The organism is Paenibacillus sp. J31P13 (assembly GCF_056269295.1).
Window position 1 is genome coordinate 21,925 of sequence record NZ_JBWDNR010000009.1, and the last position, 18,881, is coordinate 40,805.

Genomic DNA, 18,881 nt, shown 5'->3' on the forward strand with positions numbered 1-18,881 from the left:
TAGTATGAAGTAATAGAAGAAGTAAAAGCTAGCATGATGATATCAATTGTAAGGTGAAAGCGCAACCGTAACTGTAAGTGTAACGGTAATAGCTTGCGCTAGTGTACCGAATATATATAGCTAGAAACTAGCTCTATTCTGGTTAAACTAACCAAAACCCAGCCAATAGAGCTAGAAACTAGCTCTATTCTGCTCCACAAGCCGCATATCGGCCGAAGAAGCGCCGATACCGATCAAATAGAGCTAGAAACTAGCTCTATTCTGGTCAAACCAGCCAAAATCGAGCGAATAGAGCTAAAAACTAGCTCTATTCTGGTCAAACCAACCAAAATCGAGCTAATAGAGCTAGAAACTAGCTCTAATTTGCTCCGCGAACCGCATATCAGCCGAAGAAACACCGATACCGATCAAATAGAGCTAGAAACTAGCTCTATTCTGGTTAAACTAACCAAAACCCAGCCAACAGTGCTAGAAATTAGCTCTAATTTGCTCCAAGAGCCGCATATCAGCCGAAGAAACGCCGATACCGACCGAATAGAGCTAGAAACTAGCTCTATTCTAGTCAAACCAACCAAAACCCAGCCAATAGAGCTAGAAACTAGCTCTAATTTGCTCCGCAAGCTGATATCCAATGCAGTTATGCAAATGTCCGCCAACTCAACGTTGAAGGAATGCATTCAAACATAAATTTACAAGAAATATGCTAATTTCATATTAGGATAGAGGTGGTTTTGGCGGACAAGTGATAACTGCGTATTCTGCTACCACCTGAGGCTTGCTCAATCCATTGCATTTGCCTCAGTTTGTTTAAGTATTTCAGTGCTGTGTAATGGCTTACCCCAAGCAGCTTTTCTACCTCTTTCGGAGTGAAGGTAACCTTGTGTCCACGCCGCTTCGCCCATCGGATGATTTCACGTTCCATTATGGAGAATTGAATCTCTAGCAAATCATTCATTCCGATACCATATAGTTTGCCAAGCAGTTGTTGAATAAATTGTTGGCATTGCCGTGGCCGCTCACGAACGTCATCATACGAGAAGCGTACAATTTTCCATTCATCTAGCACGAGTTGATTTTGTCTAAAACGATCATCTCCAAAAACTCTTCGTGATGCATTTCTTTGATGCCCGCCATAGCCGTCAATTTCTATCGAGATTCGATAGGGAGTGCGAATGTATGCGAAATCTAGAAACCGACTGCCATCACGATAATCATTCACTTCATATTCAGGATGCAGATATTCAAAGTTGCCCACAACAGGCCACCATATATTACTCGCAAATAGTCGTTCACCATGATCATCACGATCCGTTAAGCGGCGTCTTCGTTCACTGTGAAGGTCTCGCATTTCTGTATGCTGCAGTATCCATGCACGGTACTTGCTCTCCAACATTTCCCTATTAGTCGTATTCCCTAAATAACTTGAAGCTTCTAAATCCCTTGCTGCATCACGAACAATGTTACTTTGAATTAGCCCATTAACCATCAGCTGTATCCCGCCCCCATCATTATAAAAATAAAAAACACCGCTCCTCCACGAACGAGAGTTCGAGGAAAGAGCGGTGTGCTTCACCTAAAATTATTGTAGTCGAACAACATGTAAAAAGTCACTAGCCTATTTATGATTCAGTCGAACAACATGTAAAAAGTCACTAGCCTATTTATGATTCAGTCGAACAACATGCAAAAAGTCACTAGCCTATTTATGATTCAGTCGAACAACATGCAAAAAGTCACTAGCCTATTTATGATTCAGTCGAACAACATGCAAAAAGTCGCTAGCCTATTTATGATTCAGTCGAACAACATGCACGAAGTCACAAGCCTATTCATGATGCAATTGAACAGCATGCACAATTTCTCTGCCGGATATTGAATTAACCTAAATCATCTCAACAAACTTCTCTAACCAGACAGCCCCTCCAAATAATGGACAGCTTCTTCTAGTGTGTGAACTGGTACGATTGTAATGTCATAGCCTTTTTTTCGAGCCTCGTCTAAAATATCCTTTTCATTATCGTCGCTTTCCAACTCATCCGATGGGCAAAAAAAGATATCTACGCCCGCATGAGCAGCGGCAATGATTTTGTCGCGAATGCCTCCAATTTGTCCAACTTTCCCGCTAGGATCTATGGTTCCCGTTCCGGCAATAAGCTTGCCATGCGTCAGCTCACCATCGGTCAACTGATCAATAATTTCTAATGAGAACATAAGCCCTGCTGATGGTCCGCCTATATTAGATGTTGTAAAATCGATCAGAACAGGAGGGTCAATTGTATATTGATCCTCGGTTACGATCCCGATTCGAGGCACGGCTGCAGCATTCGTGGACGAAGTCTGAAGCTCTACCTCTAAAGATATCCGTTTGTCTCCGCGCAGGACGACGAGTTTCAGTGTATCGCCTGCTTTCTTTCCACCTTTGAGAACGGCACTCATCTCATTAAGACGAGTTACAGCTTTGCCATCCGCTTCAATAATGACATCACCAGGGTAAAGCACACCTGCTGCCTTGGAATCAGCGAAAATCGTTTGAACGAATAAGCCTGTATAAGTCATCGGAATAGGTTTGCCAATCTGTTCAAGCGAAGCGACAATGGCATTGTTTTGCGAGCTTTTCATCATATGGGCCAGCAAGCTTGTATATTCGGCATCAGTTAAAGTACCACGTACCTTTTTAGCCTCTCGAATTTCAGTGTCCTTGCGAATCCAGCCGTACAATAAAGTAAGTGCATTATTTGCTTTTAATGAGAATACTGTCGTGAGATTAAAACTGCCTTTCTCTGAGAGTTGTCCATCTTCTACTTTTACATAACTCGCAAGGTTTTCAATCGACCCCGGCTCATAAATGTAGTAGGGCAGAGGAATCATTGTTGCAGAAGCAAATATAAGGAGCATTCCGAGCAGCAAAATCATTCTTTTGTTATTGCGTCTATAATTGGTTCTATCCATCTTAAGAGTCCTCTTTCTCATTGAATAAATGTAATCTCTATTTATATTAACAGAAGATCAATAATAATGAGTTGGAAAATGGAAGGGAATTGAAGCCGATGTGTCGAAGTCTATTTTAAAATCCGACCATTTTGAAAGGACTTCATTGAACTGAAGGGGTTAACCAAATGAGAAAGCAATCGCTGCGTCAAAGCTATAATGAGCATGCTGAAGAAAGAGATAAAAGCGGCATTGAGCCGTGGAAGGAAGCGGAGCGTTCCGCATTTCTAAACCTTTTGAATCAAGAAGACAAGCTCACGTTGCTCGAGATAGGAGCGGGACCCGGAAGAGACAGTTTGTTTTTTGCACAAAATGGACTTGAGGTCGTAGCGACTGATCTCTCTGATGAAATGATTTTACTTTGTCTAGATAAGGGACTTGATGCTCGGAATTTAGATTTTTATAATCTGGAGCTTCCAGATGAGTCCTTCGACTGTGTTTACGCGCTCAACTGTTTGCTGCATGTACCGAAATCAGACATCGACAATGTGTTGACAGAAATCGAGAGGGTTCTCATGCCGGATGGCTTGTTTTTTTATGGCGTCTACGGAGGTCAGGATACGGAAGGAATATGGGAGCAGGATTTTTATGAGCCCAAACGTTTTTTTGCTATGTATAACGATGCGGATCTGGAGCAAATTGTTCAGAGGCATTTTGATATTATTGATTTTCACACGATCCAGCTGGGTCACAATAAGCCGCACTTTCAGTCACTTACGCTCCGAAAGAGGAACTTCAAAGTGTAAATTCGTATTATGAAAATTATAGGTTTATAAAGCTACTACTAATTTATGGATTAATCGTATAAAATCAGCATAAACCATGTTACAAAGAATCGGGGAGCAGCCAGATGAATAAACCGCGAATAGGAATGGTTGGACTAGGCGGGATTGCTCAAAAAGCATATCTTCCGATATTGTCCAAGGCAACAGAGTGGACGTTTGAGGGAGCTTACTCGCCAAATGCTGAGAAGAGCCAGGCGATTTGCGAGCAGTATCGCTTGAAAGATTTCAGCAGCTTATCCGATCTCGCACAGCAGTGTGACGCGTTGTTTGTACACAGCTCAACGGAATCGCATTATGAGGTTGTGTCCAATCTTCTGCGGATGGGGAAAGATGTATATGTAGACAAACCGTTGGCATCAACATTAGAGCAAGCGGAGCAGCTTGCTGAGCTGAGCGCTAAGCTAGGAAGGAAGCTAATGGTAGGCTTTAATCGTCGATTCGCCCCTTTGTATGCAAAGGTAAAGGAACAGTTGGATACGGCTGCTTGGATTACAATAGAGAAGCATCGAGCCCATGCCATTGGTCCACATGGAGCAGAATATACGATGCTGGATGACTACTTGCATTTGTTGGATACCGCTAGATGGCTGGGAAACAGCAGCATTACAATGAAACAGGGCAGTATTCGGGTCAACGAACAAAATCAGCTGCTTCACGCACAGCATCATTATGTTACGGAAAAGGGGCTTGCCATCTCTACGGCCATGCATCGTCATGCGGGAACAAACCTTGAGCAGCTTGAGATCGTTAAGGACGGCGCAATTATTCGGATCAAAAACATGAATTTAATAGAGGTAGAGCAAGGGGAGGAAATAAAAACCACACACGCTCCTTCTTGGCAGAGTATATTGAAGCAACGAGGATTTGAAGATGCCGTGCAGTATTTTATAAAATGCATAATAGATCATATAGAACCGACCATTAATGGTGAGGAAGCTATGAAGTCACAACAAATGTTAATGAACATGTTAAATGAATAGAAAGACATTAAGTTGTCTCAAAAGGCTAAAGTCCTAGAGACAGCTTTTTTATGTAGGAGATTCTTTGTAATTTATTTCTGCAAATAGGCAAATCTTAGCAGGAAGTTTATCGAAGATTGTCGAATTATATCCGTACAATAGATTTGCATCAGAATTTTTGAGGTGTCCAATGAAAGCTATACATAGATTTGCGGTTGTCCTCGTGCTATCGCTATTACTCATATTCCCCATACTAGTCAGTCCTGTTTATGCTATTTCTGACGTGCCTAACTCCACAATTACAAAATGGGAAATGAAGTGGGAGAACGGTAATCATTTAAACAGATCGGAGAATCCATCTCTCATTCAAACTGAAGCGGGATGGATGCCTATTTCTGCCTATGAACCGATGCCTATTCCACCAGTTGATGTGAGTTCTGCTTGGATGAGAGTGCAATTGCCCGATTTCGAGTTTGCTAGTCCTGCATTGCTTATACATAAGCTTTATTCAAAGAATGTCACCATTTATATTGATGATAAAATCGTTTATGAATCAAATAGAAAATATCCATACAATAAAAATGAAATCTTACTAACGTTAAATACGAGCGATGCAAATAAAATACTCATGATAAAATTAAATTCTGATATTGCTCAAATCGGTTTGCAAGAGCAAATGATAGTGGGAGAATATCAGATTCTAAACAAATGGTTTATGAAGCGAGACATTTTAGACTTTGTATTAGGAACTTCACTTATATTTATATCGGTGGCTATGCTGATTTGTATGATTTTTTTAAATCGGACCTACTTAGAGGGCTGGTCATCGCTAGCCGTTGTTATATTATCAGTTGGTGTTATGATCCTAACCTACTCGCCATACCTGCATAAAATGTATTCGGAGTTAGGCGTCTTTACATATTATTTATTTGATATAGCATCCACAATTATAATGCCGGCTATCTTTATCTTTTTCGAAAAAACATTCGGATCTGGACCCTATAAGCTGGTTACTAGATTTAGAAAATTTCAAGTCATCTTCGCAACAATTAGTATAATATGGCTCTTTATATCATTTGCATCACCTGGGATTAAGGACATATATGATATTGTTATTACTATTGGTTTCGGACTATCAGTTGTTTTTGGGAACATTTTGTTAATTATCTCCCTTATATTCTTCAGCAAGATTGGGAAGAAAGAAGCAATGATATTATTTATTGGATTTGGTATCTTTGCAGGGATTGGCATTGTTGAGATCACTTTATTTTTTGTAAGAGAAGTAAGCTATGATTTGTATTACTGGAAGTGGGGAATGCTTTGTTTTTTAGCATCTCTTGTTATATTGTTGATCCGCAGAATACTGGAAAACTACGAGCAAGTAGTCAGATATTCCAAAAGGCTGGAAGTGTTCAACACAGAGCTCCAACGTTCAGAGAAAATGGAAATTATCAGTCAACTGGCAGCCTCTGTAGCCCATGAGGTGAGAAATCCATTGCAGGTAACACGAGGATTTCTTCAACTGCTTGGAGAGAAGACAACAAATGATAAGGATAAAAGCTATATGCTGCTTGCAATTGATGAGCTTGATCGTGCATCTGCAATCATTACTGATTTCCTGACATTTGCGAAACCTCAGATTGAACAAACAACTATGCTTAATATCGCAGAGGAGCTTCATCAAATAGAAGGCATACTTATTCCGTTAGCTACCATGCAAGGTGGAATAATTAAAGTAGATTTAGACAAAGATTTATTCGTAAGAGGGAATTCATCTAAGTTTAAACAAGCCTTAATTAATATCATAAAAAACAGTATAGAAGCGCTTGGAAGTGAAGGATTGATACATATTCAAGCCTACGAACAAAAAGATTCTAAAGAAATTGTTGTTCGAATTATAGATAACGGTGAAGGAATGCATGAATCCGATCTAAAGAGATTGGGTGAGCCTTATTACTCCAAAAAAACAAAAGGTACTGGTCTAGGCTTGATGGTTACTTTTCGAATAATTGAAGTGATGCAAGGCAAGATTACGTTTAAAAGTGAAAGAGGAATAGGTACGGAGGTCAATATTGTTTTCCCGGTAGGTGAAAAAGCGTCGATAACTCTTTAATTAGAGTTATCGACGCTTTTATTTTTTGCTCAGCTCTCTGAGCTCCTATTAAAAACTGGATGAAGGGATCAAAGACTAAATTATAGCCACATTGGTGCTTTAACGCTAGCATCTGGTTTTATTTCAGATGGATTTTGTGGAATAACCAAATGAAACTTGTTAGACGTCTCTTCTACAACATTCAATTCAATTGAATCAGGTACTTCAATGCCAAAGGCTTCTTGAATAGCTGCTTTTGGATCAGCAAGAAGCTTCGCTTTAAAAGCGTCATCTTCCCATGCTTTTTGGATAATTTGATCTCTTAGTGTTTGTTGATTAGACAATATAATCACCCTTCCCAATATGTATAAGTTTACCACATATAGCTTATCATGTTTGTTCGACATAATCTATGTTAATTCATAAGAATTCGACAAAAATAATGAAATAAATGGTGTTAAAGTAACAGGTTATTGAACCAGTCGTCAGTTGACATGAAAAAAGGTGTTCTATGCTAATAGGGCATAGGACACCTTTAATAGATACTCATTATGAAATAGTACCTAAATGAGGTAATATTTCTTTTAATCGTTTATCATGTATGATGATATAGTTTCGTGAAAATTATACAAAAAAAACCATTAATTTTAGATCTCATTCATGACCTGAGTAGACAAAAAGGAATGAAATCCCCCGTTCATCTGTAAGTTTAAATTCGTCTGTAACTTCTCAGCAGTCCGGTTCAAATGATTTAGAATATAGGCATGGAAATCTATTAGTTCGCTCACTTCAATCTTGGAGGCGATTAATTTGTCATGATTTTCGCTTGCGATTTGGACATAGTCGTACATGCAGCCTCTAATATAAATTGCATTCTCGATATCTTTTTCTGTAAGTGGCTTTGCATCAGATGGTCTGCCCGCAGCGATCATAGCGATTAAGCCGTTATAGCTTTCCTCGCTCCAATCCTCTCGCCAATCTGCCCAATCGTCTGCCATTTGAAGTGTAGTCAGAGCGATATCGACCGCGTTTTCCATTGCTGGAATCATCTGCTCACGTCTCGATAGCAGCAGTGCTCCGGTGCTGGAGATTTTCACAGGACTTGCCTTACCAGCTGTGCGTAAAGGTTTGTTGACGAAATAATTAAGCCGATTCTCATTCACAACACTATCTGCCCAAGTTGCCGTATATCCGTCATAATAGCTCCAAAACACCGAATCGGAAGAAAATAACGCACGAAACACCTTGAACATTTCCAGCAGCAGAAGGTTTCCCAGCGCAAGTCGTTCTTTCCAATTAGAAGAAGGCTGTTTGCTGTCCATAACCTCATCCTGAATAAAAAAATAGAGCATGCCATATACATTAGCTAAGGCAAGCTGTTCGCATTGTGAGTCGTTGATGCCAGCCCAATCTTTGATCCAAAAAGGGAGCAGCGTGCATATATAATCTTTTCCACTGTCATGCTTAACGGGATTGAATTTATCTGCAAAAGCAAGTCCAATCATGTCCAATGGCTGGGGAAAGGCAGCTATCTGTTGTTCTGCAATAGTGAAAACGGAACTGAGATTTGTTTTATATTTGTTATACCAATCCATAGAAGAATCCTCCGCAACAAAAGAATTGAATCAACCGTCTATACTAAATAGAGACCTTCTGCATATATATAGTAAATGATTGTTGTAAATCTTTTCCTACTATAACATGTCACTAGTAAGTAAAAGGTAACATTTTTGGAGATAGCAGAAAATAGATTAAGAATTTGTTGAGTAAAAATAGAAAATCCAGTAAAATGAAGAAAGGTTATGAAATAATGAGCGGCAGCTTAACGGTTCTCTATCACATTTTACTAGCCAAAAAACTGGACTAAGGTCGAGGTGCCACTTATTACCTGAGCAGGTTTAGAAATATGTTCTCCTGCATTAAAGTTATTACTTAGATGAAAGTTCTTTAATGTGGAGGTAGTAGGGATGAGTAAAGAAGTTGAAATTTATGTGCTTCTAACAAGTACGGGTACTTTATTTTCAAAAACAATCCAATGGTATACCAAAGATATGTTAAACCATGCTTCTATAGCATTTGACAGTGAATTGAATGAAGTATATAGCTTTGGAAGAAAAAATCCGAGCAATCCTTTTTTTGCAGGGTTTGTGAAGGAAGACGTGCGCGGAGAGTTTTTCGAGCATTCAACCTGTTCGATTTATAGATGTACAATAAGTATGAGTGCGTATACGAGCATTCGAAAGCAAATTCATTATATGGAGCAAAATCGCGATCAATATAAATACAATTTGCTCGGCATGCTGGGCGTTATGCTCAATATTGAGATGAAACGAGAGTACGCGTATTTCTGCTCACAGTTCGTAGCGTCTGTGTTCGAACAAAATGGTGTATGCCTAGTAGATAAGCCATCGATTTTTGTAACGCCTGGCGATTTGCAGAAAACAACAGTTCTTGAACTTGTTTATCACGGCAAGCTGCAGTCCTATACAGGATGCAATGAAGAGCTGCAGGCAACAGGAGCATTTCGAACAGCCTAATGAAGATCTCTCATGTGGAGATCTTTTTTTGTGATCCTTTAAGTGGTATATTTTGCACATAAAACATCCATTGACAATGATTATCATTTGCTACTATACTTCATTTTAGGATAAAAAGATCCAATTTATGGAGCAGGGGAGTCTTAAATAATGAAGTTTAAATTAGTAGCTTTTTTAACGGCGTGCATGATCGTATTTACAGGGTGCGGCACGAACGCGGCGGATAAGAATGAGCCTGCAACTGCGACGGCAAATGTGGAGAAGGATACGGCTGCAACGGATGAGACATGGACTCCAATTTTGGAGAGCTATCGTCAATTTACCATTGAACAAGCGGACACCTTTATTATTGAAACAGAGAAATTTGTAACGGCTGTTAAAGGCGGCGATGTAGAGACAGCGAAGAAGCTGTATGCGCCGACACGAATGTATTTTGAAAGAATCGAACCGATTGCAGATGCTCTCGGTGATCTTGATCCCAATATAGATGCACGTGAAAATGATGTTGAAGACAAGGACTGGCGCGGATTCCACCGCATCGAGCAAGCGCTTTGGGAGAAAAACTCAACTGAAGGCATGAATGATTATGCTGATCGTCTATTAGAGGATGTAAAGCTGCTTCGTGCGTTGATGGAAACAGTTGAGGTCGAGCCTAGCTTGCTTGTAACGGGAGCGGTAGAACTGTTGAATGAAGTATCCTCTTCTAAGGTTGTTGGAGAGGAAGAGCGATACTCGCACACCGATTTATATGACTTTGTTGCTAATGTGGAAGGTGCAGACAAAATCTACGAGCTGCTAAAAGAAAAATTGAATGAAAAAGATGCCGCGCTTAACGAGCAAATCGGCAAAGGCTTTGCTGATTTGGAGCAAGCGCTGGCTGCTTATAAATCCGGTGATGGTTATGTATCCTATCTTGATTTGAAAGAGGAAGATACGAAGAAGCTAAGCCAGCTTATCGATGCGCTAGCAGAGCCTCTTTCGCAAATGGGAACAATTTTGGAGGCGTAATGTTATGAATCAACCTAAAGATTCGGAACCTTCTCAAGGTGAAGATAAAGAAACGGGAATGTTAAAGAAATCAATCAGCCGCAGAGATTTATTGCGGCTGGCTGGCGTTGGAGGAGCAGGGCTTCTATTTGGTGGAGCCGGCGTTGGCGGGTTGCTATCAGTAGGGGAAAGCAAGGCAGCAAAGACTGCTTCAGCTGAAACAAAGGCATCGAAAGCAGCAGATGCGAGCAATATCGTAAGTTTTTTCGGGCCTCATCAGGCTGGTATTGTCACACCGCCGCAGGATTTCATTGTCTTCGCGGCTTTTGATATTACTGCGACTTCGCTTGATCAGGTTCGCAGTCTGTTCCAAGCTTGGACTTCGGCCTCGGCTTCATTAGCAAATGGAGAGATGATTGGAAGCACGAATAGTAATGTCAACATGCCGCCTTCGGATACAGGCGAGGCAGCTGGGCTTTCTCCATCTCGCACCACGATTACTTTCGGAGTAGGCGGGTCGTTCTTTGATGCCAGATTCGGCTTAGCTGGTAAACGTCCTGCTGCCCTGGTGGATTTGCCGGCATTCGGCGGTGATGAGCTTCGAACGGAATGGTCTGGCGGTGATATTGGTGTTCAAGTAAATGCGAATGATCTGCAAATCGCCTTTCATGCGATACGTAATTTGGCTCGGATTGCTAGAGGTAAGGCAGTGCTGCGCTGGACGCAGGAAGGATTTCAGCGATCAAGCGGCGCCGATCCTTCGGGAGCGACTCCTCGCAATCTAATGGGCTTTAAAGATGGAACAGGCAACCCAAATGTATCTGATGAAGCGGAAATGAAGAAGGTTGTCTGGGCTGCTGCTTCAGATGGTGCTGGGTGGATGGATAAAGGAAGCTATATGGTCGTTAGACGAATTCGGATTCGAGTAGAAGTATGGGACCGCTCTACCCTTGGCGATCAAGAAGCGACATTCGGCCGCCATCGCGAAAGCGGGGCGCCAATTGGCGCTGCGCGTGAATTCGATGCACTGGATATGGAGGGCAAGGATGCCAATGGCAAGCCTCTTATTCCGATGCGTTCTCATGTTCGATTGGCGCATGGCGACGGTACGGTGAAAATATTACGGCGCTCCTTCTCTTATTCAAGCGGTATGGATAATAAGACGGGTCAGCTTGATGCAGGGCTGCTGTTTATTTGCTTCAATCGGGATTCTCGGAAGCAATTTATACCTATGCAGCAGAGAATGGGACAAAGCGATTTGTTGAATGAGTATATTGTTCATACAGGCAGCGCTTTATTCGCTTGCTTCCCGGGTGTTCAAGAAGGCGGCTATATAGGTGAAACGCTTTTTTAATCGAATAAGCTTGTTATGATGAAAGGAGCGAACGATGATGTTCGCAAAATATGACAGCGGAATGAAACGGAAAATGATTCGTTTTTGTTCCGTTTTTTTTCTATTATTAATGATGGTTAGTCATAGTACTGGGTTTGCACTGGCAGAAGAGCAGGGAGCATCTGATCTTGATAAACTCCTCCCTTTGATTGGCGGTGCTCTTGTTGAAGCCGGCCAAGGCAAATGGGAGGCTGCTGTTTCTCATGTAGAGGATGCTGCTGCTAGATGGGAGTCTCTCTCTCCAGAAGCGAGCACGCAGTCTGCCAATGTCAATTCCGCTCTAGCAGCAGCGCGTAAAGCGCTAGCCGCATCGGAGAGTGATCCTGCAGCTGCGAAAACCTCACTTTCGACACTCGCAAAGGCGCTTAATCAATACGTAAAGAGCGTGGACGAGGAAACACCGCAGCTGTCTGGACAAGAGGCGGCTAGCAGTCTTTTGCCGCTGGCGGAGGACTTATTAGTACAGATAAAAGCAGGAAACTGGGAAAATGCAAATGTTGATTATCGGAAGATGAATAGTAATTGGCCTCCAATCGAAGCAGCTGTTAGAGCTGATAATTTCAGCGTATACGGCAGCATGGAAACGAAAATGAGTATGATTCGTATTTCGGTACAAGCGGATCCTCCTCGTGCAGAACAGGCTGAGAAGGAAGCACAGGGGCTTATTCAATTAATCCATGATTACAAAGATGGGAAAATTGCCTCCGTTGCCAAGGAATCTGGATTGACCGTAGCAGACTCCACAGCTATTTTGGAACAAGCGCTGTCGGATACGCAAGGCGGGCATTATACGGAAGCTGCAGCACAAATAGAGGCTTTCATTGTCCAATGGCCTGCGATTGAAGGAGAGGTTGCGCTGCGCTCTGCTGCAGTTTATAGCAATATTGAAATTAGAATGGCGGAGGTTGCAGGTTATTTATTGTCTCAACCGCCAGCTGTTGATAAAGCAGAGAAGCTCATTGTGGAGATGCTAACGCAGTTAGAGCCGATGAAAGCGGAGACTCGTTATACGGCTTGGGATGCAGGTATGATTTTGCTGCGAGAAGGGCTGGAAGCGATATTGGTATTAGCTGCCCTACTGGCATACTTGAAGCGAACAGGCAATGGAGACAAGCGAAAATGGGTATGGTCTGGCGTCTGGGCAGGCTTGCTAATGAGCGGGGTTATGGCCTTTGTATTGACCTATGCGATCGCTCAAGTAGCGGCAGGCAGCGCACGTGAATCGATTGAGGGCATTGCGGGACTCTTGTCCGTTGTGCTTATGATTACGGTTGGCAACTGGCTGCACAGCAAGTCCAACATGAAGAACTGGAATAACTATATTGATGGACAAATGGGCAAGGCGTTGGCAAGGGGAAGTCTTTGGTCCTTGTTCGCAGTATCCTGTCTTGCCATATTCCGTGAGGGTGCAGAGACGACTATCTTTTATATAGGGATGGCGCCCTCTATTGAACCTTTGCAGCTTGCACTTGGGTTTGGTGTAACGTTTATTCTATTGATCGCACTGGGATTTGCTATTATTAAGTTTAGTACGAAGCTGCCGATAAGACCGTTCTTTATCGTTGCATCTGTACTGATCTACTATTTAGTGGTACGCTTTCTCGGAGAAAGCATACACTCCCTGCAGGTTTCTGGATGGATACCCTCGCACACTGCGTCAGGCTTGCCAACCATAAGCGCGCTTGGCGTCTATCCAACTTGGGAAACATCACTGCCTCAGCTTCTCGTGCTTGCTTATATTATTGGCAAAGTGATTCGAACACAGCTTAAGCGGGGGTCTGCGACTGCAGCTCATGCGATAAATACAAAATAGTTCAGCTTAGATGGAGATGTGCCCGATGTACATTTATACGTATGCAAGTCATGAAAACGAAGCAGCTTTATGCGGGCTAGAGCTCCTTTCTTTGTTTGGGCAGAAGGTTCAAGGCGGCATTTTTATGAGCAGTTATGGAATTTCGGCTGATCGGAGCCCATTCGTGAAACGCCGCATTGAGGTTATGCTGGAGGGGAACAGCTTAGAGGAATTAACAGCTCTGCTTCCGAGCATCACGCTTGAAGGGAAAACGTTTAAGGTGCTCTTCACACCAGGAACAGAATCCTTTTCGTTCGAAGAGCAGCGAGGTCTGGAGCGAATCGCTGGGGCGTCTATACGCGGCAAAGCGGAAATGCGGAAACCGGAATGTCTATTTGGGCTAACGGTGGTTAACGGGCGATGGTATTTTGGGTTTTGTCAGGAAAATAGCGCACAGTGGCTAAAGCATGCGGAAAAGCCGCAAAATTATTCTACAGCGCTGCCCGCCAGGGCGGCTCGAGCAATCGTCAATATCGCTGCTCAGCAATCGGCTGAGCATATACGCATGATTGATCCATGCTGCGGGATGGGAACCGTCCTCGTTGAAGCGTTATCTATGGGGATCGATATAAAGGGGGTCGATCTCAATCCGCTTGCCGTACGAGGGGCACGGGTGAATTTGAATCATTTTGGCTACCCTAATGAAGTAAAGCTTGGAGATATGCGTTTGCTGGAGGAACATTATGATGCCGCGATTGTCGATATGCCTTATAATTTATGCTCAGTGCTGCCGGATGACGAGCAGCTCGTTATGCTGGAGAGTGTAAGAAGAATGGCGGATCGAGCAGTCATTATTACGACGAAAATGGTGGAGAAACAGCTGGAAATTGCTAATTGGCGAGTAAAGGATTGCATAACACTGAGTAAAGCCTCTTTTACCAGATATATAAGTGTAGTAGAATAAGAACTATGTAGTGCATGAAGCGAGGTGAACCTATGTCTACAATTGAAGAAAACGGATCTGTAGAGCAGCCGAAACAGCTGTCTCAAGCAGAGAAAGCAAAGCAAATGCTGGCCCAGAAGAATAAAACGAAATCTGGCGGAGCTCCAGGCCAAACGCACCTATCCACAGGGACGCAGGCGATGAAGAGCCAGAATACGAAAAAAGTTAACAATCAGCGTAAAAAAATGGGTGTATAGCTGCTGGAGCGAAAGTCTTTTCGCACAGCGATAGTAAGGAAGAAGAACGCCGGCTGGCAGCAGCTCGGCGTTCTTTTTTTGTTAATGATGATATTTATTCGAATAACCATTATTCGGAAAGCCGATGCTGGGAATGAAGCCTTGCTTCCTAAATACGATGTGTGCATGTTTTCAAGGAGAGTGAAGGGAATGGATCATTCCGGCAGCGGCAATATTTCGTTACGTAAGAAATGTATAATGACAACCCTCATCACGTTGGGGGCAGCATTTTTAATGATACTAAGAATAGAGAATGGGACGTTATCAAGAGTCGTTACAAGCAGTATAACGCAGGCAAAAATGCTGCAATACAATCTTCCAATAGCGGAGAAGGAGGATTGGACACTGCAATATACCCCGAAGGAGCGGTCATACAAGCTAGCTAAATTGGAGCCGGAGAACGGTGTCTATCTCGGTGCCTATGTGCTGCAGGATGATACGATCAGCTTCAGCATGAAAGCTTTTAATGAATGGACAGGCCGCCATCATGCCAGCTATTTTAAATATGTTGGCTACGGTCAGCCCTTTCCCGCCAAATGGGTCCAGCAGGTAAAGTCTGTAGGCGCCTTCCCGCATATTGCATGGGAGCCAAACGAGGGCTTGGAGCAGGTGAAGGATGACGCGTATATTCGAACCTTCGCGGAGCAAGCAAAAGCAGCCAACATACCGATTTTTTTACGGTTTGCTTCGGAGATGAACGGTACATGGACCAACTATAGCGGGTATTCCAATTGGTATAAGAAAACGTGGAAAATGGTTCATGACATTTTCGAGGAGGAGGCTCCTAATGTCGCGATGGTATGGACGGTGCTGGCTATGCCCGTTGATACGATTGAGCGATTTTATCCGGGTGATGAGTATGTGGATTGGGTAGGCGTGAATGTGTACAATGTGAAGTATCATAATGGAAAAAAAGGTCAGAAGGCAGATTATGAGGACCCGCTTGATCTGCTTAATTATGTCTATAACCGTTTTAGCGGAGTCAAACCTATTCAGCTTTCGGAATTTGGGGTGACACATTTTAACACGACGGATGGCCAAAAGGATAATGATTTTGCCAGTGCGCGTATTACTCGGTTATACACACATTTAGAATCGGATTATCCCCGGATAAAAGCTGTTTTTTATTTTGATGTAAATAATGTGACAGCCGCTAACCTATCGCGTAGAGTGAATGACTATTCCATTACAAGCGAGCCGGAGCTGCTGGATGCCTATCAATTAGCGACCAGCTCATCTCATTTTTTGGAGAGGCTCACTCAAGCTGAAGACGATGAGAATTTGGGTGTAGAGCAGCGTTTTACGTACACGGGAGCGGTCTTTAGGGAAAACGGTATTTTGTATGTGGACGAGCTGTTTTTCACTCGCATATTGAAGCTGGAGGTCAAGGAGACACGTCTTGATACAGGAATGCGTGCCGCTCAAATCTTACGGAATGATGGTACAGTTATGAACGATATGGCACCTGTTGAGGTTTTACAACGTAAAATATGGACAGGTACCAAAACAAGAATGGACCAGCGCATTTATCGAAATATGCGAGCGTTGCCGTTGGAACAAACGATTGCTGCCATTGGCTATAAGATGAATTTACGAGGAAATAACATTTATATACAAGAATGATTTTTGGGGCAGACCCACATAATGAATATAGATCTACCGTATTTAATGATTGGAGGGTCTTGTTTTGAATACGATTAAATCATCACGTATGAGCATTTATTTGCTTGCAGGTGTAGCAACATCCAACACGTTATTCAATGAATGCAAAATAAAGCTTGAGAAGCTGTTCCAATATGACGGAGAAACGCCATCCATTCATGTGTTGCTTCCATACGGCGACGCCAGTCGCAGTTTAGTCAGACAGGTGCTTGAGGTGAGAAGCGATCTGTCGAATCGAATCACCGCAGGCCGCATAGGCGGACAGCTTGCTATGAACCAAATAAAAGAGACGCTGACATCCGAAAGAGCGCTTCTCATTGGACACAGCGGAGGCGGGGCTGCAGCGTATCAAGCGGCAAAAATGCTGCATGAGAAGGATGAGCTGAAGGATTTTCGCATCGTGCAAATCGGTTCACCGCGAACACCTATTGATCCGGGGCTTCAGGAGCGGGTTAGCTATTTTCACTCCATTGACAGCTTTGGAAAGCTCAATGATCCCATAAGCCGCATTGGCAGCTGGGGAGGCTGGAGCAGATCAGGCTATCTCATGCCCCGCTGGAATCGATTGAAGTATGCGCCAGGATACGTCGAAGGCATACCGACACTAGGCGGTCATGCGGATTACTTCCGCCATACACAGCCCTATATGGATGATGAGGCTGTCTGTAACCTAGACAAAACCATTAACAGGATGTGTGAATGGTTGAAAGGTTGGGTCTGATCCTATACACTAAAGGAAAGGTAAGAGACCAATTATACTAAATAATGGGGCTTCTTACGGTGCAGGAGGGGAATGACCTATGGCCAATACCCATACGTATTCGAAGAAGGAAGAAATCGCAAATGCTGTCACTCATGGCATAGGTGTTGGATTAAGTATCGCAGCGCTGGTCGTACTGATTGTATTCGCGGCGACGAAAGGAACGGCATTCCATGTCGTTAGCTTCACGATATACGGTACAGCTATGCTTTTGCTTTACGCTGCTTCTACGCTTGTACACAGTTTTCCTGAAGGCAAAGCAAAGCGAGTGTTTGAATCATTAGATCATTCATTCATTTATGTATTTATTGCAGGAACGTATACGCCAATTCTATTCCATATTGTACAAGGGAAACTGGGCTGGGTGCTTTTTGGTATCGTCTGGGGAGCTGCAATATTTGGCGTCATATTCAAATCGTTTTTTGCATCCAAGTATTTGTTCACTTCAACCATTATCTATATTGCTATGGGCTGGATCATTGTGTTTGCTTGGAAACCGTTAACGACTCATTTGGCTCCAGGAGGCGTACAGCTGCTAATAACTGGCGGATTGCTATACACGTTCGGGACGGTCTTCTATATGTGGCGCGGTTTCCCGTATCATCATGCAGTGTGGCATTTGTTCGTACTTGCTGGTTCCATCGTGCATTTTTTCGCCATATTGCTTTATGTGCTGCCGGCCTAATCATCCCGCCATGCATAAATAGTGAAGAGAATCTCAATCCCCGTGACGGTAAGCTCATGGCGTGTGAGAATTTCCTCACTATTTTTTTGTATATATAACGGCTACATAATGACGACAGGCGGGCAAAAGCCTGGTGGATTCGCGCATATGGACATGGCGAAAGCGGGCTCTTGATTCGCAAGGTCGGCGAAGTAGCTGGATAAAATATGGTTGCCGGAGACAGAGCCCATGCGGAATGAGCGCTTAACCTCGCCTTTTACGTGCATATAATAGTAGGTTTGTTTCGTTTTCGGGGATTGGTAGACAAGTGTCGGTAGATGTGGAACGATATCGAATTCATTCTGAAAGCGCCAATGGGTTGCGACCGTTGTATTATAGTTGCTGACGAATTTTGGATCACCGACTCTAGGCGCGCCAAAAGTATAAACAAGAGGCTCAGTAAATGGTGAATTACTAGCAAGATCCATTGCAGCGAGTGTGGCAAGCGCTCCGCCGAGACTGTGACCGGTTATAAATAAAGGTCTATCTAACGGCAGCTCCTTAACAATGTTGAAAATTTGAGATTGCATAGACATATAAATGTCTGTAAAGCCCTTGTGAGTAAGCCCGACATTTTTGACAGGACGATAAGTTGTCTGCTGCGCAATGAAATCAGCCACCCAGTCTACAGCAGAGCCGCTGCCGCGAAAAGCAAGGACAGAGGCGCGATCGGATGTCAGGACAAAGCCAAAGCGCTCTTCGCTATTATCGACTCCCTTAGCTGTAAATTCGCCTGCGAGTCTATAGGTGCTCGGTACAAGAAACAGGCCATCCTTGTTATTGAATTGCATGTACGTTTGTCCGCAAACCGCAGCCAAAAACAGGGCGGTTCGAAGATCCAGCTCTTGCGGTTCTTGTCGTGAATTTCGCTTGCTTTTTCCCATGACATCCCTCCGCTCATACGACCCCGGTCCTATTGATGTAGTATTGTATGTTGAGGTGGGCGAATAGGTACCAGCGGAT

The 18,881-nt window shown here is 43.2% G+C and carries 18 protein-coding genes; 13 read left to right on the forward strand and 5 right to left on the reverse strand.

Annotation, left to right across the window (positions count from 1 at the left end):
• Nucleotides 1-363 precede the first annotated feature (363 nt).
• Nucleotides 364-687 carry a hypothetical protein gene (locus tag AC0YOD_RS23540; RefSeq protein ID WP_475801777.1) on the forward strand — a complete coding sequence of 108 codons (324 nt, stop codon included), beginning with the start codon at nucleotides 364-366 and terminating at the stop codon, nucleotides 685-687.
• Nucleotides 688-709: 22 nt separating this feature from the next.
• Here AC0YOD_RS23540 and AC0YOD_RS23545 read toward each other — a convergent pair whose 3' ends face one another.
• Nucleotides 710-1,486, reverse strand: a complete 777-nt coding sequence (locus tag AC0YOD_RS23545; protein WP_475801778.1) for a DNA-binding response regulator — start codon at nucleotides 1,484-1,486, stop codon at nucleotides 710-712.
• A 419-nt stretch (nucleotides 1,487-1,905) separates the two neighbouring features.
• Nucleotides 1,906-2,949 carry a SepM family pheromone-processing serine protease gene (locus AC0YOD_RS23550; protein ID WP_475801779.1) on the reverse strand — a complete coding sequence of 348 codons (1,044 nt, stop codon included), beginning with the start codon at nucleotides 2,947-2,949 and terminating at the stop codon, nucleotides 1,906-1,908.
• A gap of 167 nt (nucleotides 2,950-3,116) precedes the next feature.
• Between AC0YOD_RS23550 and AC0YOD_RS23555 the strand changes: the two genes are divergently transcribed.
• The 3 genes from AC0YOD_RS23555 (at nucleotide 3,117) to AC0YOD_RS23565 (ending at nucleotide 6,845) form a co-directional block, all read left to right on the forward strand.
• Nucleotides 3,117-3,734, forward strand: a complete 618-nt coding sequence (locus AC0YOD_RS23555) for a class I SAM-dependent methyltransferase (protein ID WP_475801780.1) — start codon at nucleotides 3,117-3,119, stop codon at nucleotides 3,732-3,734.
• A 104-nt stretch (nucleotides 3,735-3,838) separates the two neighbouring features.
• Nucleotides 3,839-4,753, forward strand: a complete 915-nt coding sequence (locus tag AC0YOD_RS23560; RefSeq protein ID WP_475801781.1) for a Gfo/Idh/MocA family protein — start codon at nucleotides 3,839-3,841, stop codon at nucleotides 4,751-4,753.
• Between the two features lie 169 nt (nucleotides 4,754-4,922).
• Nucleotides 4,923-6,845 carry an ATP-binding protein gene (locus AC0YOD_RS23565; protein ID WP_475801782.1) on the forward strand — a complete coding sequence of 641 codons (1,923 nt, stop codon included), beginning with the start codon at nucleotides 4,923-4,925 and terminating at the stop codon, nucleotides 6,843-6,845.
• Between the two features lie 80 nt (nucleotides 6,846-6,925).
• On the opposite strand, the gene AC0YOD_RS23570 is transcribed toward AC0YOD_RS23565, so the two are convergent.
• Together AC0YOD_RS23570 and AC0YOD_RS23575 are read right to left on the reverse strand one after the other, a co-directional pair.
• Complete coding sequence (locus tag AC0YOD_RS23570; protein ID WP_475801891.1) at nucleotides 6,926-7,177, reverse strand: NHLP leader peptide family RiPP precursor; 252 nt, start codon at nucleotides 7,175-7,177, stop codon at nucleotides 6,926-6,928.
• 294 nt (nucleotides 7,178-7,471) lie between these two features.
• Complete coding sequence (locus tag AC0YOD_RS23575) at nucleotides 7,472-8,419, reverse strand: hypothetical protein (protein ID WP_475801783.1); 948 nt, start codon at nucleotides 8,417-8,419, stop codon at nucleotides 7,472-7,474.
• Between the two features lie 372 nt (nucleotides 8,420-8,791).
• On the opposite strand from AC0YOD_RS23575, the gene AC0YOD_RS23580 reads away from it, so the two are divergent.
• From AC0YOD_RS23580 to trhA, 9 genes are all read left to right on the forward strand, one after another.
• Nucleotides 8,792-9,361 (forward strand): hypothetical protein, encoded by a 570-nt coding sequence (locus AC0YOD_RS23580; RefSeq protein ID WP_475801784.1) that lies wholly within the window; start codon nucleotides 8,792-8,794, stop codon nucleotides 9,359-9,361.
• A 150-nt stretch (nucleotides 9,362-9,511) separates the two neighbouring features.
• Entirely contained in the window at nucleotides 9,512-10,369 is an 858-nt protein-coding gene (gene efeO, locus AC0YOD_RS23585; RefSeq protein WP_475801785.1) for an iron uptake system protein EfeO, read from the forward strand.
• A gap of 4 nt (nucleotides 10,370-10,373) precedes the next feature.
• A complete protein-coding gene (gene efeB / locus AC0YOD_RS23590; protein ID WP_475801786.1) occupies nucleotides 10,374-11,702 on the forward strand; it encodes an iron uptake transporter deferrochelatase/peroxidase subunit in 1,329 nt (442 codons plus the stop codon).
• A gap of 37 nt (nucleotides 11,703-11,739) precedes the next feature.
• Complete coding sequence (locus AC0YOD_RS23595) at nucleotides 11,740-13,554, forward strand: FTR1 family iron permease (RefSeq protein WP_475801787.1); 1,815 nt, start codon at nucleotides 11,740-11,742, stop codon at nucleotides 13,552-13,554.
• A 25-nt stretch (nucleotides 13,555-13,579) separates the two neighbouring features.
• Complete coding sequence (locus tag AC0YOD_RS23600) at nucleotides 13,580-14,497, forward strand: TRM11 family SAM-dependent methyltransferase (protein ID WP_475801788.1); 918 nt, start codon at nucleotides 13,580-13,582, stop codon at nucleotides 14,495-14,497.
• A gap of 32 nt (nucleotides 14,498-14,529) precedes the next feature.
• Nucleotides 14,530-14,733: a hypothetical protein gene (locus AC0YOD_RS23605; RefSeq protein WP_475801789.1), complete on the forward strand. Its 204-nt coding sequence runs from the start codon at nucleotides 14,530-14,532 to the stop codon at nucleotides 14,731-14,733.
• Between the two features lie 273 nt (nucleotides 14,734-15,006).
• The gene (locus AC0YOD_RS23610; protein ID WP_475801790.1) at nucleotides 15,007-16,395 is read left to right on the forward strand and encodes a glycoside hydrolase family 26 protein; all 1,389 of its coding nucleotides are present in this window, start codon (nucleotides 15,007-15,009) and stop codon (nucleotides 16,393-16,395) included.
• 64 nt (nucleotides 16,396-16,459) lie between these two features.
• Nucleotides 16,460-17,155 carry a hypothetical protein gene (locus AC0YOD_RS23615; protein ID WP_475801791.1) on the forward strand — a complete coding sequence of 232 codons (696 nt, stop codon included), beginning with the start codon at nucleotides 16,460-16,462 and terminating at the stop codon, nucleotides 17,153-17,155.
• A gap of 79 nt (nucleotides 17,156-17,234) precedes the next feature.
• Nucleotides 17,235-17,879, forward strand: a complete 645-nt coding sequence (gene trhA, locus AC0YOD_RS23620; RefSeq protein ID WP_475801792.1) for a PAQR family membrane homeostasis protein TrhA — start codon at nucleotides 17,235-17,237, stop codon at nucleotides 17,877-17,879.
• Between the two features lie 101 nt (nucleotides 17,880-17,980).
• On the opposite strand, the gene AC0YOD_RS23625 is transcribed toward trhA, so the two are convergent.
• Nucleotides 17,981-18,802 (reverse strand): lipase family protein, encoded by an 822-nt coding sequence (locus AC0YOD_RS23625; protein WP_475801793.1) that lies wholly within the window; start codon nucleotides 18,800-18,802, stop codon nucleotides 17,981-17,983.
• Between the last annotated feature and the right edge of the window lie 79 nt (nucleotides 18,803-18,881).

Bases quoted from the DNA above. Each gene is read 5' to 3' on its own strand.
- AC0YOD_RS23545 (WP_475801778.1), bottom strand. From the start codon at position 1,486: ATGGTTAATGGGCTAATTCAAAGTAACATTGTTCGTGATGCAGCAAGG.
- AC0YOD_RS23550 (WP_475801779.1), bottom strand. From the start codon at position 2,949: ATGGATAGAACCAATTATAGACGCAATAACAAAAGAATGATTTTGCTG.
- AC0YOD_RS23555 (WP_475801780.1), top strand. From the start codon at position 3,117: ATGAGAAAGCAATCGCTGCGTCAAAGCTATAATGAGCATGCTGAAGAA.
- AC0YOD_RS23560 (WP_475801781.1), top strand. From the start codon at position 3,839: ATGAATAAACCGCGAATAGGAATGGTTGGACTAGGCGGGATTGCTCAA.
- AC0YOD_RS23565 (WP_475801782.1), top strand. From the start codon at position 4,923: ATGAAAGCTATACATAGATTTGCGGTTGTCCTCGTGCTATCGCTATTA.
- AC0YOD_RS23575 (WP_475801783.1), bottom strand. From the start codon at position 8,419: ATGGATTGGTATAACAAATATAAAACAAATCTCAGTTCCGTTTTCACT.
- AC0YOD_RS23580 (WP_475801784.1), top strand. From the start codon at position 8,792: ATGAGTAAAGAAGTTGAAATTTATGTGCTTCTAACAAGTACGGGTACT.
- efeO (WP_475801785.1), top strand. From the start codon at position 9,512: ATGAAGTTTAAATTAGTAGCTTTTTTAACGGCGTGCATGATCGTATTT.
- efeB (WP_475801786.1), top strand. From the start codon at position 10,374: ATGAATCAACCTAAAGATTCGGAACCTTCTCAAGGTGAAGATAAAGAA.
- AC0YOD_RS23595 (WP_475801787.1), top strand. From the start codon at position 11,740: ATGTTCGCAAAATATGACAGCGGAATGAAACGGAAAATGATTCGTTTT.
- AC0YOD_RS23600 (WP_475801788.1), top strand. From the start codon at position 13,580: ATGTACATTTATACGTATGCAAGTCATGAAAACGAAGCAGCTTTATGC.
- AC0YOD_RS23605 (WP_475801789.1), top strand. From the start codon at position 14,530: ATGTCTACAATTGAAGAAAACGGATCTGTAGAGCAGCCGAAACAGCTG.
- AC0YOD_RS23610 (WP_475801790.1), top strand. From the start codon at position 15,007: ATGATACTAAGAATAGAGAATGGGACGTTATCAAGAGTCGTTACAAGC.
- trhA (WP_475801792.1), top strand. From the start codon at position 17,235: ATGGCCAATACCCATACGTATTCGAAGAAGGAAGAAATCGCAAATGCT.
- AC0YOD_RS23625 (WP_475801793.1), bottom strand. From the start codon at position 18,802: ATGGGAAAAAGCAAGCGAAATTCACGACAAGAACCGCAAGAGCTGGAT.